Here is a 17202-nt window from a genome sequence, read left to right on the forward strand (position 1 = left end):
AACACATGGAAGTTCCGCAAAAAAAATGTTGGTGGGATTTGATAATAATCTTTAAAACAGGTCTGAATGATAGTTGAAAATATTTGTTCAAGAATTTACACAAGATTAAGGACTTGACTTAAATCGCGAAAATCGCTGATATTTTCGAATAATCGACGATAAATCTCCATAATCGCTGATATTTCCAAAAAATCGACGATAAACTACTCCGAGAAGATCACCCGTGCAGGATTTCCTTCATAAGGGACCCTGTACAAGTATACTTCTCTTATCATTTAGCTAAAACAAAAAGCAAAACCTCTAAAACATAGTGTTTTAGAGGTACATAAACGGGTATATATAAAATTAAGGTAAGAAATTTAAAGGATTCACAGCATTTGCTTGACCATTCCATGGCCCTTTATGAATTTCAAAGTGTAAATGCTGACCAGTTGAATGACCTGTATTGCCCATAATACCAATTTGTTGGCCTTTTGACACAGATTGTCCTGCACTTACATGTAGAGCTTCCATATGTGCATATAATGTTGTGTAAACTTGTCCATTAATATTATGAGAAATATATGCTACATTACCATAGCTGCTTGAATAATGTGCGCGAATAACAGTACCACTTGCAGATGCAACAACTGGAACATCTGAACGGTTGGCAATATCAATTCCGGCATGTAGTTTACCCCAACGAGGGCCATATCCGGAAGTAAAAGAACCAGATGCTGGCCACATAAATGTGCCTCCAGTTACAGCTGGTTTTTGTGTAGAAGCTGAGCTACTACTGCTAGATCCTGAGCTACTACTTGTTGTACTTGAATTTGAATTAGATTTCGTACTCGCACTTTGTGCAGCTGCTGCTTCTGCTCTTTTTCTTTCTTCTTCAGCTTGGCGTTTCGCTTCTTCTGCTGCTCTTGCCGCTGCTTCACGTTGTCTTTGTTCTTCAAGTTCAATTGCTTTTTGTTGTTCAGCTAAAAATGCTGCTTCATCTTCTAACTCGTGCTTTTCATGAATCGCTTCATCATGCTGCTTTTCCACTTGTTTCATTAAATCTTCTTTTTTCGTTTTTTGAACTTCTAATTGACCTTTTAAGCCTTCTAACTCAGTTAATGCTTGTTTTAACTCGTTTAGTTTATTATTTAGATCTGCTTCTGTTTCCTCTAATAATAGTTTATCAGCTTCATGTGCTTTGATTATTTCTTTATCTGCTTCAACAATGGTTGTGACAGCATTCACACGACCTACGAAGTCTCCAAAACTTTGAGCACCCAGTACCACATCTAAATAGCTAATCACGCCTCCACTTTCTTGAAGTGAACGTGCTCGATCTTCTAACAATTTGTTGCGCTCTGCGATACGTTCTTTTACCGTTTCGATTTCTGCTTTTAGTTCTTCAATTTTCTTTTTAGCTTCTTCAATACTTGCTTCTTTTCCACGGATTTTCCCGTTTATTTCTGCGTATTGAAGATCTATTTTTTTAATTTCTCCATTAAGCTTTTCTTCTTCTTGTTTAAGCTTTGAAATCTCACTATCTTTATTATCAAGACTTGAAGACACGTCTGACTGTTTTTTTTCAATTTCTTGCTTTTTTTCCTGTAACGTTTGTGCGAAGGTTATATTATTACTAGCTGGAAGCAATAACCCGCTTGTCCCAACAACGGCAGCCAAACTGAATGTCATTAGCTTTCTTTTCATTGTGTTTCCTCCCCAAATGTTATGTAAAATTACTGGATGAAAGCTAGTAAACTAGCAACCAAGAGATTGCTAGTTTATGCTTTTAAGAATTTACGAACAGACATTAAACTTCCCCAAACACCGATAAGCGCACCTATGAATAAAAGAATCGCTGATACTTGGAAAACAAAAGGACTGAATGGTAAAACCTCAATAAATGAGCCTTGAAGCTTTGGAAGTGCCCATGTATATAAAGATTTATAGGCAATAACGATTAACGCAATTGGAATAATCGAGCCAAACACACCTAAAAATAAACCTTCTAGGAAAAACGGCCAGCGAATAAATCCATTTGTCGCACCTACAAGTCTCATGATTTCAATTTCACGTTGACGTGCCATAATTGTAATTTTAATTGTATTAGAAATCAGGAACATCGCAGTAAACACAAGACCAATGATCAAACCTATACCGATATTTCGCGCAACTGAGATTGCGTTAAATAGCTTTTCAACTTGATCTTGACCATATCTTACTTTTGACGCATTCTCTAACTTTGTCAGCTTATCTGCTACTTTACTAGTATCCTGAGGGTTCTCTGCTTTAACAATAAATACATCATTTAACGGATTATTTTGTTCAAATAACTCAAAGGACTTTCCTTCATCTCCCAAGCTTTCAACTAAATTTTCTAGTTCTTTTTCTTTCGGAGAGAAAACAACGGACTCTACTTCTGTAATTTTTTCAATTTCGCTTTTTAACTTGGCTTCTGCTTCTTCATTAGCTGTTACATCAACAAGCACACGAATCTCAACATCATTCTCAAGGTTTGAAGCTACATGGTTGAGGTTCATCATAATCACTAAAAATGTACCTACTAAAATCAACGTTACCGTTACTGCACTAACTGACGCAAAGGTCATCCACGCATTTCTTGCTAAGCTTTTTAAACTTTCTCTAAAGTGACGACCAAGAGCATTAATCATATAAACCATACTCCCCTCTTGCTTCATCACGGACAATTTTTCCATCCTCAACTGCGATGACACGTTTTTTTAATGTATTTACAATCTCTTTGTTGTGTGTTGCCATAACAATTGTTGTACCACGATTATTAATTTCCTCGAACAAATGCATTATTTCCCATGATGTATCAGGATCAAGGTTTCCAGTCGGCTCATCGGCAATCATCACCGAAGGGTTATTTACAATAGATCGTGCGATTGACACACGCTGTTGTTCCCCACCTGATAGTTCGTTCGGAAAGAATCTTGCTTTATGTTTTAGTTGAACTAAATCTAGTACATCTAGTACTCTCTTTTTTATCGTTTTTGGTGTTTCACCAATAACTTCTAGAGCAAATGCGACATTTTCAAAGACTGTTAATTTTGGTAATAACTTAAAGTCTTGGAAAACAACACCTATATTACGTCTTAACATCGGAACTTTTGCTTCCTTAAGCTTAGACAGGTCAACACCATTGATTACGATTTTACCGCTTGAAGGTTTTTCTTCTCGATACATCATTTTAATAAAGGTAGATTTACCTGCACCACTAGGTCCAACGACATAAACAAACTCGCCTTGGTTTATCATTATATCAATACCATTTATGGCTAAAACGCCATTTGGATATGTTTTATATACTTCTGACATTTCTATCATATAGAACCACCTAAAGTTGTTTTTTTGAAAATCAGTCGATTACTGTCGATAATTGTCGACCGAATAGACATAGTAACTCCTTGTCTACTAAACTACAAAATTTATTATAACATCAAAATGCAACAAATATAGACTAAATAATGTTACATTTTCATTTCAACCGTTAATAACTGTGTCGAACGCTTGTTGTAGAGGGCATTTCAAGGGGAACGATGGGAGAATGTTACAAATTAACGACTAAATTGTAAGCGCTTTTATATTACCATTTATTTTAGAACTTTCTGACTATTTTTGCAAGAAAAAATAAAAAATTGTTGTATTTTTTACAAAAGGTGTGTCTAAAGAACATGTGATAACTAAAAAAGAACATAAAAAAAGATGACCTTTGTAAGAGCCATCCTTCTACTACCTTATTTCTTTTCAGCTAACCAAGATGCTACTACTTCGGCATCTGCTTCATTTAGCAAGCCTTTTGGCATATTTCCTTGGCCATTTAAAATAATGCTTTCAATTGCCTCTTGATCATATTTACCGCCAACTTCAGTTAAGTTTGGTCCTGAAGCTCCTTCAAGGTTTTGTCCATGACAGCCAATACAGTTTTGTTGAAAAATTTCTTCTGCATCACCGCTAGCTGTTGTTGTGCCTTGAGTGGAATCTGTCGCTTCCTCCGTTGGTTCTTCTGCACCACCACATGCACCTAAAATAACAGACGTACCCAGTAATAATGCAAATAACTTACGTTTCATCATACATACCTCCTAACATGCATTGCTATATCACTCTATTCATCAATTACTATACAATATCATTGATATTATAACCATTCTAAACCCTTTTGAAACCTTCTCCTAACACTTCTGATGCATCTGTCACCGTCACAAATGCGTTTGGATCAATACTTCGAACAAGTTGTTTCAATTTTGTGAATTCCGTTTGATCAACAACACACATTAACACAGGTCTTTCATTATTCGTAAAACCCCCATGTGCAGCAAGCCTTGTGACACCACGATCAATTTCATTTAAAATCGCATGCTGTACTTCTTCTTGCTTGTTTGTAATAATCATCGTCATCTTCGAACGTCCCCAACCAATTTGCACAATATCAATGGTTTTACTTGTTACATAAAGCCCAATTAATGCATAAAGACCACGTTCAATATCAAATACAAATGCTGCTGAGATAACAATTAATCCATCAATTAAAGCAACACATGTACCGAGCGATAACCCTGTATATTTATGAATAATTTGTGCGGCCAAATCTGTTCCACCAGTTGAAGCCTTTCCTCTAAAAACAATCCCAAGACCAAGCCCGATACAAATCCCACCAAAAAGTGAACCTAATAACGGATCCATCGTAGCCGGCTCCCAATTCCTTGTTAAAAAAACAACAAAAGGCAAAAACACCGTACCTATTAATGTTTTAAACCCAAACTGCCTGCCCAACAAAATGACACCTGCAATAAATAAAGGAATATTAAAGGCCCACTGTACATAAGCCGGCTCTAACCCAAGAGTCGCATCAAAAATCGTACTAATTCCGCTAACTCCTCCAGACGCAACCCGATTAGGAAGTAAAAACAAATTAAAACCAATCGCAACCGTCGCTGAACCAATCAAGATATATATGTATTCAATAAATACGTGAAATGTAGGATGATAAGTATGATTTCGTTTCTTCATATTCATCTATTTTATTCGCCCTCCTTCTTCTAAAATTCTAAAACCCTAGATGAGTATAGCACTCGGAAATTTGTCTGTGAATAACAGCAAAATAACGTGTTAACGGAGTAAAGAGTTAGATTTGAGGTGGAGATGTTGTCGGTTAACCTGTGTGAGATGAGATCAGCCCATATATGTGAAAATTTCACCTCGTTTTGGTGTAGTATTTGCTATTTGGTGGGAAAAATTCTGTGAAATGAGGGAGAAACATGTGATTTGGACGGTTAATGAGTCTATTTTGGGCTTTACTTAGGGTCGTACTCTTACTTTGGTGCTCGGTTTGAACATAGGGCGTCAGGTTTATCGGCGATTTTTTTGATTTATCAGCGATTTTCGAGATTTATCAGCGCTTCTGAGAATTTATCAACGATTTTCCGGATTTATCGACGATTAGACTATTTTCGACAAAAACCGCACCACCTACCTAGTTTGACAAATTAACACATAGTAGCTTTCCCTTAGCCCAAGTTGACCTTATACCAAAAACCGACTAACTAAAAAAGCAACTCAACCTAAAGTCGAGTTGCTTCCATTCATTATTGAGATAACTTAGAACGAAGAAACGCGTCAATAAACGGATCTAACTCTCCATCCATCACAGCGTGCACATTTCCAATTTCCGTATTCGTACGATGATCCTTTACCATTGAATATGGGTGGAACACGTATGAACGAATTTGGCTTCCCCAGCCGATGTCTTTTTGCTCACCACGGATTTCAGCAAGCTCTGCTTCTTGTTCTTCAATTCGTTTTTGATATAGCTTAGCTTGAAGCATTTTCATCGCACGCTCACGGTTTTTGATCTGTGAACGCTCTGTTTGACATGTTACAACAATGTTAGTCGGTACGTGGGTAATACGTACTGCAGAGTCTGTTGTATTGATATGCTGACCACCTGCACCACTTGCACGGTAAGTATCAACTTTCAAATCTTCTGTACGAATTTCAATGTCGATTTCTTCATTAAATTCAGGCATGATTTCACAAGATACGAATGAAGTATGACGACGACCTGATGAGTCAAACGGTGAAATACGAACTAAACGATGTACACCTTTTTCTGCTTTTAAATAGCCATATGCGTTATGACCTTTAATGAGAAGAGTGACACTTTTAATTCCCGCTTCATCTCCTGGTAAGTAATCAAGAGTTTCCACTTTAAAGCCTTTTTTCTCCGCCCAACGTGTGTACATACGAAGAAGCATGGAACCCCAGTCTTGTGATTCTGTTCCACCAGCACCTGGGTGAAGCTCTAAAATTGCATTGTTTTTATCATGCTGTTCACTTAATAAAAGCTGAAGTTCGAAGTCATTTAACTGAGAAACTAAGTCTTTAAGTTCTGACTCAAGATCAGCTTGTAAATCAGCATCTTCTTCTTCTTTTACTAGATCATGTGTTAATTGAAGATTTTCATATGATTCGAATAAATTATGAAATTGATCAACCATTTCTTTTAATGCGTTTGTTTCATTAATAACAACTTGTGCAGCGTTTTGGTTATCCCAGAAATCAGGTGCAGTCATTTGCCCTTCAAGCTGAGAGATACGTGCTTCTTTTATATCGAGGTCAAAGAGACCCCCTAAAGTCCGCTAAACGTTTAGCTGTTTTTTCAAGCTCTTGACGAATTTCTACTAATTCCATTCCAGTCACCTCATGATTATTTTAGGCTATATTTCATACTTGTTGTTTTCTTTCTATAAACAAGTTCGTTTCATTTCGCTGCAGACACTGCTTTCCGCGGGGAGGAAGCTGAGCCTCCTCGGCTACGCCTGTGGGGTCTCAGCCTTTCCTCAACACCCGCAGGAGTCAGTGTCTTCCGCTCCATTACACTATAGTGTTCAAAACATAATATTTTGAGAAAACAGCCTTATTGAAAAACCTATTGTATGATATTTTCGCAACAAGAGAGAGGTGATTAGCACCTCTCTCAGTTTAGTCATTTATCTATTATATCCTTGTATGGATCGTAATGCTAATTATTGTCCACAGCAGTTTTTATATTTTTTGCCGCTTCCGCATATACATGCTTCGTTACGGCCTACTTCAACTGCGTTGCGTTTTGGTTTTTTCTTAACCTTTTCATCGCCTTCTTTTGGATGAACAGCTGTTTGACCTTGGGCTACTTCTTGACGTTCAAGGTTGTTACGGATTTGAGCTTTCATGATGTATTTTGCTACATCTTCCTCAATTGACGCAATCATTGTCTCGAACATTGCAAAGCCTTCCATTTGGTATTCACGTAACGGATCGTTTTGTCCGTAAGCACGTAAATGAATTCCTTGACGAAGCTGATCCATAGCATCGATATGATCCATCCATTTTGAATCAACTGCACGAAGTAAGATAACTTTTTCAAATTCACGCATTTGTTCGTCACCGAAATCAGCTTCTTTTTCATCATAATGAGAAAGTGCTTGTTTCGAGATAAGCTCAACCATTTCTTCAGGATCTTTACGACGAAGATCTCCGATTGAAAGCTGACCATCTTGAAGAATGTTTGCATTCATATAATCAATAATACCTTCTAAGTTCCAATCTTCTTCAACCTCTGATTGTGGTGTATAAGAAGCAACAACACGTTCAATTGTTGATGTAAGCATTTTCTCAACAATTTTACGCAGATTGTCAGAATCAAGAACCTCAAATCGTTGTTTATAAATAACTTCACGTTGTTGACGTAAGACATCATCATATTGTAGAAGCTGTTTACGTGCATCAAAGTTATTACCTTCAACACGTTTTTGCGCAGATTCAACCGCACGTGAAACGATTTTACTTTGAATTGGCTGTGTATCATCCATACCTAGACGATCCATCATATTCATCATATTTTCTGAACCAAAACGACGCATTAATTCATCTTCCATTGAAAGGTAGAATTGAGTTGCACCTGGGTCACCTTGACGACCAGAACGTCCACGAAGCTGGTTATCAATACGACGAGATTCATGACGCTCAGTACCGATAACAGCTAAGCCACCAACCTCACGAACACCTTCACCAAGCTTAATATCTGTACCACGACCTGCCATATTCGTTGCGATTGTTACTGAACCACGATGTCCTGCTGTTTCAATAATTTCTGCTTCTTTTTCATGCTGTTTTGCATTCAACACATGATGCGGAACACCTTTTTTCTTTAAAAGCTGAGAAATTAATTCAGATGTTTCAACAGCAACTGTACCAACTAAAACCGGCTGGCCAAGATCATAACGTTGTTTTACATCCTCAACAACTGCACGGAACTTTCCTTCCATCGAACGATAAACAAGATCCGGTTTATCATCACGAGCAATCGGCTTGTTCGTTGGAATCGCAACAACCTGCATATTGTAAATATTACGGAACTCTTCTTCCTCTGTTTTCGCTGTACCAGTCATACCAGACAGCTTTTTGTACATACGGAAGTAGTTCTGGAACGTAATTGTTGCAAGAGTCATGCTTTCGTTTTGAATTTCTAGGCCTTCTTTAGCCTCAATCGCTTGGTGAAGACCTTCACTATAACGACGACCCTTCATTAAACGACCTGTGAATGAATCAACAATGACAACTTGTCCTTCATCAACAACATAATCAACATCATTTTGCATCACGAATTGTGCTTTTAATGCTTGGTTTATGTGGTGAAGAAGAGCTACATGTGTAATATCATAAAGATTTTCAATACCAAAAGCCTTCTCAGCTTTTGTCATACCTTCTTCTGTTAACTGAACAGCCTTTGTTTTTACATCAAAAGTGAAGTCTTCATCTTTTTTCAACTGACGAACAAAGCCATTTGCTTGAATATAAAGCTTTGTTGATTTCGCAGCTTGTCCTGAAATAATCAATGGTGTTCTTGCTTCATCGACTAAGATCGAGTCAACCTCATCAATGACAGCAAAATTAAGTGGACGTTGTACCATTTGTTCACGATATAACACCATGTTGTCTCGTAAATAATCAAAGCCTAGTTCATTATTTGTTGAATATGTAACATCAGCAGCATATGCTTCTCGTTTTTCATCTTTGTTCATTGAATTTAAGTTCAGACCAACTGTTAAGCCAAGAAATTCGTACAATTGACCCATTTCATGTGCATCACGACTAGCTAAGTATTCATTAACCGTCACAACATGAACACCTTCACCTGAAAGTGCATTCAAATAAACAGGCATTGTAGACGTTAATGTTTTACCTTCACCTGTTTTCATTTCTGAAATATTACCTTCGTGTAGAGAAATACCACCCATTAACTGAACCTTATATGGATGTAATCCTAATACACGCTTTGCTGCTTCACGAACAACAGCAAATGCTTCTATTAAAAGATCATCAAGCGATTCACCCTTCGCCACACGACCCTTAAATTCCTCTGTTTTAGCCTTCAGCGCTTCATCAGATAAGCCATTCATTGAACTATCTAACGCCAACACCTGATCAGCCATTTTTTCATAACGATTTAACGCACGTTTGTTAAAATCAAACACCTTATTTAAAATTCCAAGCATTCAAAACGCTCCTCTGTTTTAGAGTGGAAAAACATGACAATGATAATCATTCAAACTATCCTTTATTTTAGCACTATTTGGGATGTGGTACAACAGGGAAGGATGACAGAGGAAACAGTAGTTGATTAAGGTTATTGTCCCACTTCATTTATAGACTAACTTTCTACTAAAAAAGACAAAAAACCCTACTTTTTTAGTATAATGTACCTAGAATAAACATCAGGTGGTGCTATAAATCGTGGAATGGATCTTAAACTTATGGTTTGAAGGTCAATGGTATGAAAAAGTATACCTTGTTTCTTTTGTTGTCTGCATAGTCGCTGGACTTATCTTTTTATGCTTTTTATCACCATATCTCGACATATCAGATAAAATTGAAGCAGAATTCAAAGCTTTAGCGTCAAGTCATTTTTTTATTAGTTTCAGAAAACAAAAGCAAGAAGAATTATTAACTAAAGCCAAATATAAAGTAAGCTCGAGAAATAAACATTACGACTTTTATCAATTCGGAAGTCTTGCTTTATTTTTCTTACAGTTCGGTTTCGGGGTAGCTATTTTGTTTTTAATGGGAAGTACGGTTTATGAAAATTTTATTGTGCCGACAGGAGAGCAGCAAGAAAACAATTACATCGAAGACGACTATTATCCGATAGACGAGTATGAAATAGTTGATGAAACATATGAAGATGAATCAAATACACACCATGTTGATCCACATTGGGTTGATGGGTACACTCGTGATGATGGAACAGAGGTTGAAGGCTATTGGAGAGGTGGCGAGGATGGCTATGAACGGAGCGATCCTGATGGAGATCTTTCGAATAATTTAGATAGTTATGATTCAGCACCAAGCGATGTTGATGATGGTTATGATGGAATTGGTGGGGAGATTGGGGAGTTTATTTTTGGTGAGTAATGTAGTGAAAGGTAAGAAATAATTTAAGTGCTTACCTTTCACTTTACATTATTTATTATGTTGAGCAAGAAACTCTTTCACTTCTAATAAACTAGGCATTCCTGATTGAGCACCTAATTTTGTCACTGAAAGTGCAGCAGCGGCGTTGGCGAATTGACACGCATCGATTATGCTTAAACCTCTTGTTAAGAAAACAGCCAGCGCGCCATTAAAGGTATCTCCTGCTCCAGTAGAATCAACACCTTCAACGTTGAAGGCTGGTATCAGTTTTTCTACTTCATCGTAAATCCTTACACCTTTAGATCCTTGTGTTGTTATACATTTTTTCTTTACTTGTTCAAGTTCCTCTGATGATAAATCACTTGTTGCTAAAAGAGCTGCCTGCTCATGTTCATTTGGTGTTAGGTATGTTGCTTGAAGTAGTAATTCCTTTGGTAGATCTTGAATAGGAGCTGGATTTAGGATCATAGGTACATGGTGTTTCGTAGCAAGAGCAGCTGTTTCCATGACACTTTTCAACGGAATTTCAAGCTGAACGAGAATCATATCACTTTTGGCGATTAAATCTTCATATGATCTGACAAGCTGTGGTGTTAACATAGAATTTGCTCCTGGGACAACGATGATGCTGTTATCTCCTTCTGAAAGGGTGATCGAGGCAATACCTGTTGATTGTTCTTGGATTGTGTTTATATAATCTATGCAAATACCTTGATCTTTTAAATGATTTTTAAGCTCATTTCCTAAATCATCATCACCTATACAGCCTAGTAGAGTCACTTCTGCCCCAAGCTTAGCTGCAGCAACAGCTTGATTTGCTCCTTTTCCTCCAGGTATCGTTTGGAAGGAATCGCCAAGAACTGTTTCTCCAACATTAGGAATGATGTTCGTTTCTGTAACTAAATCCATATTAATGCTACCAATGACGAGGATATTTGGTTTCTCCATCTTTTTCACTCCATGAAAACAGCGCCCATAATAGGCGCTGTTTGTGTTTTATACTTGAGGCTCAATTAAGCCATATTTACCATCTTTACGCTTGTACACAACATTCGTTTTATTAGATTTAGCATCTGTATAAACAAAGAAGTTGTGACCTAACATGTCCATTTGAAGAATAGCTTCTTCACTATCCATCGGCTTTAAGTTAAAGCGCTTTGTACGAACAACTTCATCAGCATCATCTTCTAAATCAGGTACAGCTTCTTCTGATTGAAAATTACTAAATACAAACTTTGGTGTACCTTGCTCACGTAGTTTGCGGTTTACCTTTGTTTTATGCTTACGAATTTGTCGTTCTAATTTATTCACCACAAGATCAATCGCTGCGTACATATCTTGGTTATATTCCTCAGCACGTAGCACAAGATCTGTCATTGGAATCGTTACTTCAATTTTAGATTCTTGATCATTATAATATTTCAGATTGACATTCACATTCGCGTCAACTGACTCTTCAAAATATCTTTCAAGCTTACCAATCTTCTTTTCTGCATACTCTCTTAATGCTGGAGTTATTTCAATGTTTTCCCCTCTGACGTTATATCTCATGATTGAACTCCTCCTTTATGATAAAGCTATGTAGTACTAATTCTATATTTCCCTGCTTGGTTCCTGCTTAAACTAAAAAATAATTTGAAAAATTTTGTGAATTTTGTAGAAGATTGTTTAGTTGGGTTAAATTTGTGTAGGGAACTTTAAGGGTGTGTAAATAATATATGTGTTATTCATTCATTAAATGAAAAAACTCGCCTTAGTAGACGAGTTTTTTCATTTTCTATTTGCTTTTACCAGTAGAGAACAGAATTGTTTATTTCTGTACTCTTACATTCGTTTGTCCAACAACTAGATAGCCATCGAGATATCCTCTGAACACAAGTGTTTTTTCTGAAGGAACCCAAGTAAAGTCTGAACGTTCAAACTTGAATTGTCCATTTTTCGCTTGGTTATAGTAGCCTTTGTTGCTTGTTAGAGCATTTACTCCATTCACTGTAGCTGTATCCAGATCAAAGCCTTTTGTATCAAAACCTTCTGGTAAATCTACTCGAACTGTAAACACTCCCTTATTACCTTTAATGACTTTAGCCGTCACATCAATTGTTGCAGGAATGTACACGACAAATTGTTTTTCAATTATTGTTGTTAAACCTGCTCCATTTGTTGCTATAACTGTTACGTTGTAGACACCTGGTTTATCTAATGAAATAGAAGTACCTTTTCCAATCTCTTTTCCATCAGCATTATCAGGATAAGAAACAATCATTTTCTCAATCACTACATCAGAAATGTTATCTTCTGCGTTGTAGAATAATTCCAAGTCAGTACCTAATTTATATTCAGCACCTAAATCCATGTTTACAACTGGTGCTGTTTTATCAATTTTTACTTCAATTGTCTTTATCGCTTCTATATTCATCGCGTAATCCATTGAGAAGAATTTCACTTCATGGATTCCTTCTTCTGTTAATGTAAAGCTTGTTCCCTTCACATAGTCAGAACCATTAATCGAATAGAAGGTTTCTGTTACTCCACTTAATTCATCAGTTGCTTCAAGGTTTACGGTTACATCATCTGTACGCCATGATTCAGGTGCATCAGAGGTTGTTACTGGTGCCGTTTTATCTAACTTAACTCCTATTGTTCGAGGGTCTTCCTTGTTGCCAGCATTATCAACTGAATAGAAGGAGACTAGGTTAAGACCTTCTTCTATGATCATCAATGATGTTCCCTCAACATATTGGGATCCGTTAACAGAATAGAAGGTTTTTGAAATACCACTTTGTCCATCTTCTGCAGTTAAGTTCACTGTTACATCTTCCTTACTCCAAAAGTTTTGTGCATCTGAAGTTGTCACTGGTGCTGTTTTATCGATTTTCACTTCAATTGATTGGACTTCTTCAGTGTTGTCAACTTTGTCAATTGAGTAGAACGATACTTTGTGTACACCTTCTCCTTTTACTTCAAAAGAGTTACCTTCTGCAAAATCACTACCATCAATGGAATAATAAGTTTTCCCTACTCCTGTTTCATTGTCTGTAGCTGATAGTGTTATGACTTGGTCTTCGTTTATCCAATCAGTTGGTGCGTTAGCTGTGGTAACTGGCGCTTCTTCGTCTAAGATTAGCTTAGCAAGTACTACATTGGATGGTTTTGACTCACCAAATGAATTACTGTATGACGTAACGACATATTCATGATTTGCGTAGCTTAAATTCAAGAGCGCATACATTAAATTATTAACTTTTTCAGCAATTAACACTAATTCTCCATCAATCACTTCATAGATGTTGTAACCATTTGCATAGGTAATAAAATTCCAATTAATTCTTGCACTTGTTTCACTTACAAGTGTCAAGCTTGCAGTTGGCGGCTCCATAATTGGATAAACAATTGTTTCTGTTATACGATTTGAAGCAGTTGATTCACCAAATCGTGTATTGTAAGCTGTTACCTCAAAAGAATGTGTATCTTCTGAAAGGTTATTAGCTTTATAGTTTCGTGCAGTACCTTTATAAATTAATGTCTTCTCATCATTTGTGATTTGATAAACCCGGTATTCATTTGCCCAAGCTGCTGCAGGCCAAGATAAAGTCATATTGTTTATATTCTCTACTTTCCCTGAAATAGCTGGAGCTTCAACAACTGGCCATGTTAATGCGAAGTTGATAGAGCTTCCTTTCGGTGACTCATCAAAGCGATTACTATATGAATGAACGACATATTCGTAATCTCCCTCTGGCATATTATTAAACCTTGCCGTCGTTCCTTTTACACTTGCTTTTAACACAAGTTGATCATCAACAATCTGGTACACTCTATAATCAGTTGCATATGTTGAAGCATTCCATTTCAACACAATATCATTTCCATTTGCAATACTTTGTGTTAGATTTTCTGGTGCTGTCATGATTGGATGAACAAGAGTTAACGAAAGATCACTTCCATTTGCTGATTCACCAAAACGATTGCTTTCAGCACGAACCTCATATGTGTAATCACCCTCTGCCATGTTGACAAATGTGACACTTGTACCTGTTACGGTTTTCTGTAAAACCCGCTCGCTATCTATGATTTGATAGACATTATAGCTTGTTGCATAATCTGAAGCATCCCATTTCAAGCGAATATCATTACCATTTACAATCGTTTCCGATAGATTAGCTGGAGCCTGCATTGTTGGATGAACGAGTGTGAAAGACTGCTTACTTCCTTCTGCTGATTCCCCAAAGCGTGTGCTAAAAGCATGAATCACATACATATATTCAGACTCAGGCATATTATTAAATCTAACTGACGTACTTGTTACTGTTTTTTCTAAAACTAGTTCACCGTCAATGATTTGATACACATTATAAAACGTTGCGTATTCTGTAGCATCCCATTTTAATAAAATATCATTTCCATTAAGAATTGTTTGTGATACATTTCCCGGTGCCTTCATTGTTGGATGAACCATCGTTAAAGAGACTTCACTGCTTGTTGCAGATTCCCCAAAACGGGTGCTTTCAGAATGAACAACATACGTATGATCGCCCTCTGCTACATCAACAATACTAGTAGATAAAGATGACACTGATTTAACTAATTTCTTTTCACCATCAATAATCTTATAAACATTATAGGTGTTAGCATACTCAACTGATTTCCAGCTAAGCGCAACATCATTTCCATTTTTAACCGTATAGGTAAAATCAGTAGGAGCTTCCATTATTGGATGAACTAAAGTAATCTCTACCCCCGCATTTTCCTCAGATTCACCGTATAAATTTGAATAAGAACTAACCTCATATTGATAGTCATCTGCAGGCATGTTCGTAAACTTTACAGAAGTACCTGTTACTGTTTTTTGAAGAACACTTTCGCCATCGATTACTTGATAAATGTTATAGCCATTCGCGTTTTGAACACCTGTCCACTTTAACGTGATATCATTTCCATTTGTAATCGTGTGTGACAAATTCGTTGGTGCTTCCATCGTTAGTCCCGTTAATGTCAATGATACCTTGCTACCACTAGCAGACTGACCAAAGCGAGAAGAGTTCGCATAAACAACATATGTGTAATTTCCTGGTGCTATGTTACTATAAAAAACAGCTGTACCAGTGACCGTGCTTTTTAAAACTTCATTGCCATCAACTACTTGATAGACTTTGTAGTTTGTTGCATTTGGTGCAGAGTCCCAACTAATAGTAAAGCTAGAAGCACTTTTAATTGTTTTCTTCACATTAGCCGGTGGCGCCATCGTAGGATGAACAAGTGTAATCGATTGCTTGCTGCTTTCTTTTGATTCACCAAAACGACTTGAATAAGAGTGGACTTCATAGCTGTAATTACCCTCAGGCAGATTACTATATCTGACAGCTGTTCCACTAGCGGTACTTTTCAGAACCTTTTGACCATCTATCACTTGATAGATTTTATAGCTGTCAGCATTTGTAGCACTATCCCAGCTTAGGACGATATCGTTCCCATTTTGAATTTCGTATTTGAAGTTTTCTGGTGCAGCCATTGTGACAGTCTCTACCTGTAACGAAACCTTGAACCCATCCATTGATTCACCAAACCGGTCGCTATATGAGTAAACCTCATATGTATAGTCTCCACCAGGCATGTTTTTGAATGTGATACTTGTTCCTGTCACTGTATTTTGTAAGACTTTTTCTCCATCAATAATTTGATAGATTTTATAGCTGTTAGCATAAGAAACGCTTCCCCATGTTAACGTAAGATCATTAATATTTTGTAGCTTGTACGTAACGTTTGGTGTTGTCATTGTAATAGAGTCAACTTTTACATTTAATTGACTGCTCTTTTCTGACTCGCCAAAGCGGTTACTGTTTGAGTGAACTTCATACATATATTCCCCAGCAGGAGCATTCGTTAATTTTAAAGAAGTACTTGTTACTGTTTCCTTTAAAATCTTTTCACCATCAATCACTTGGTAAACCATGTAATTATCCGCAAAAGAAACAGAATTCCATTTTAATGTGACGTCATTTCCATTTGTCATAGAATACGTAAAGTTTTCTGGTGCTGCCAATATTGGGTGAACAACCTCAACATCAAGCTTAGCTGATAAAGAAGATTCTCCATATAACGAATTTACTGCAGAAACAGCATATGAATAGTTGCCTTCTGGAGCATTGCTTACTGTGTGAGTTGTGTTTGTAACAGAAGTTAGTATTGACCTTTCACCATCTTCTGAGATTTGAAAAACATTATATTTTTCTGCATACTTTGATGCATCCCAGCTTAACACAATATCACTACCATTTTTTATTGTGTGTGTGAATGTTGCAGGTGCCGTCATCTCTGGGTATTCAATCATAACGGAGACAGGAGCACTTGGACCTGATTCACCTTCTGAGCTTATTGTTGATACAACGTACTCATAATAACCCTCTTCAAGATCATTGGCCGTATAACTGTTCGCCTTTGCTTCCCCTAAAGGAAGAATTTGTCCTTCTTTAATTTCATACACCTTGTAACCTGAAGCTCCATATACAGCGCTCCAAGTTAGCTTCACATCATCAGGTGTTACCTTTTCTACAGCAAGATTACTAGGAGGTAACTTATTGTCTGATGCTGCAAATACGCTTCCAATCGGTACAATTACCTGGTAACTTAGAAGCACCAATGCGATAAGCAATGGTTTTAAACGAAATAAATTTCTCATTTTCCTTTTCCTCTCTTTGTGAAAAAGGCATAAAAAAATAAACCTTTTACAAGGTTCATAGGTTGATA

General features: G+C 36.9%; 11 protein-coding genes. 1 reads left to right on the forward strand and 10 read right to left on the reverse strand.

What is annotated here, in order from left to right:
- Positions 1-345: 345 nt before the first annotated feature.
- The 7 genes from LC076_RS19700 to secA form a co-directional block, all read right to left on the reverse strand.
- On the reverse strand, positions 346-1686 hold the full coding sequence (locus LC076_RS19700; RefSeq protein ID WP_226670799.1) for a murein hydrolase activator EnvC family protein: 1341 nt from the start codon (positions 1684-1686) through the stop codon (positions 346-348).
- A gap of 74 nt (positions 1687-1760) precedes the next feature.
- The gene (ftsX, locus tag LC076_RS19705) at positions 1761-2651 is read right to left on the reverse strand and encodes a permease-like cell division protein FtsX (RefSeq protein WP_226670867.1); all 891 of its coding nucleotides are present in this window, start codon (positions 2649-2651) and stop codon (positions 1761-1763) included.
- Entirely contained in the window at positions 2644-3330 is a 687-nt protein-coding gene (gene ftsE / locus LC076_RS19710; protein ID WP_146947663.1) for a cell division ATP-binding protein FtsE, read from the reverse strand. The genes ftsX and ftsE overlap by 8 nt, the downstream gene beginning before the upstream one ends.
- Positions 3331-3740: 410 nt before the next feature.
- Positions 3741-4076, reverse strand: a complete 336-nt coding sequence (gene cccB / locus LC076_RS19715; protein WP_226670800.1) for a cytochrome c551 — start codon at positions 4074-4076, stop codon at positions 3741-3743.
- Between the two features lie 79 nt (positions 4077-4155).
- Positions 4156-5016, reverse strand: a complete 861-nt coding sequence (locus LC076_RS19720; protein ID WP_226670868.1) for a YitT family protein — start codon at positions 5014-5016, stop codon at positions 4156-4158.
- Between the two features lie 575 nt (positions 5017-5591).
- A protein-coding gene (gene prfB, locus LC076_RS19725) for a peptide chain release factor 2 (protein WP_226670801.1) occupies positions 5592-6696 on the reverse strand; the annotation gives its coding sequence in 2 pieces (ribosomal slippage) (positions 5592-6623 and positions 6625-6696; 1104 coding nt in all).
- Between the two features lie 335 nt (positions 6697-7031).
- On the reverse strand, positions 7032-9542 hold the full coding sequence (secA, locus tag LC076_RS19730; protein WP_226670802.1) for a preprotein translocase subunit SecA: 2511 nt from the start codon (positions 9540-9542) through the stop codon (positions 7032-7034).
- Positions 9543-9780: 238 nt separating this feature from the next.
- Here secA and LC076_RS19735 point away from each other — a divergent pair, with 238 nt between their 5' ends.
- Positions 9781-10458: a hypothetical protein gene (locus LC076_RS19735; RefSeq protein WP_226670803.1), complete on the forward strand. Its 678-nt coding sequence runs from the start codon at positions 9781-9783 to the stop codon at positions 10456-10458.
- Positions 10459-10506: 48 nt separating this feature from the next.
- Here LC076_RS19735 and rbsK read toward each other — a convergent pair whose 3' ends face one another.
- The 3 genes from rbsK to LC076_RS19750 all read right to left on the reverse strand — a co-directional run bounded on the left by rbsK (position 10507) and on the right by LC076_RS19750 (position 17134).
- Complete coding sequence (rbsK, locus tag LC076_RS19740; protein WP_226670804.1) at positions 10507-11406, reverse strand: ribokinase; 900 nt, start codon at positions 11404-11406, stop codon at positions 10507-10509.
- A gap of 48 nt (positions 11407-11454) precedes the next feature.
- Positions 11455-12009, reverse strand: coding sequence for a ribosome hibernation-promoting factor, HPF/YfiA family (gene hpf, locus LC076_RS19745; protein ID WP_226670805.1), 555 nt, complete (start codon positions 12007-12009; stop codon positions 11455-11457).
- A 259-nt stretch (positions 12010-12268) separates the two neighbouring features.
- The gene (locus tag LC076_RS19750; RefSeq protein ID WP_226670806.1) at positions 12269-17134 is read right to left on the reverse strand and encodes an OmpL47-type beta-barrel domain-containing protein; all 4866 of its coding nucleotides are present in this window, start codon (positions 17132-17134) and stop codon (positions 12269-12271) included.
- Between the last annotated feature and the right edge of the window lie 68 nt (positions 17135-17202).

The organism is Metabacillus litoralis, from assembly GCF_020524045.1.
Classification (GTDB): domain Bacteria; phylum Bacillota; class Bacilli; order Bacillales; family Bacillaceae; genus Metabacillus; species Metabacillus litoralis_C.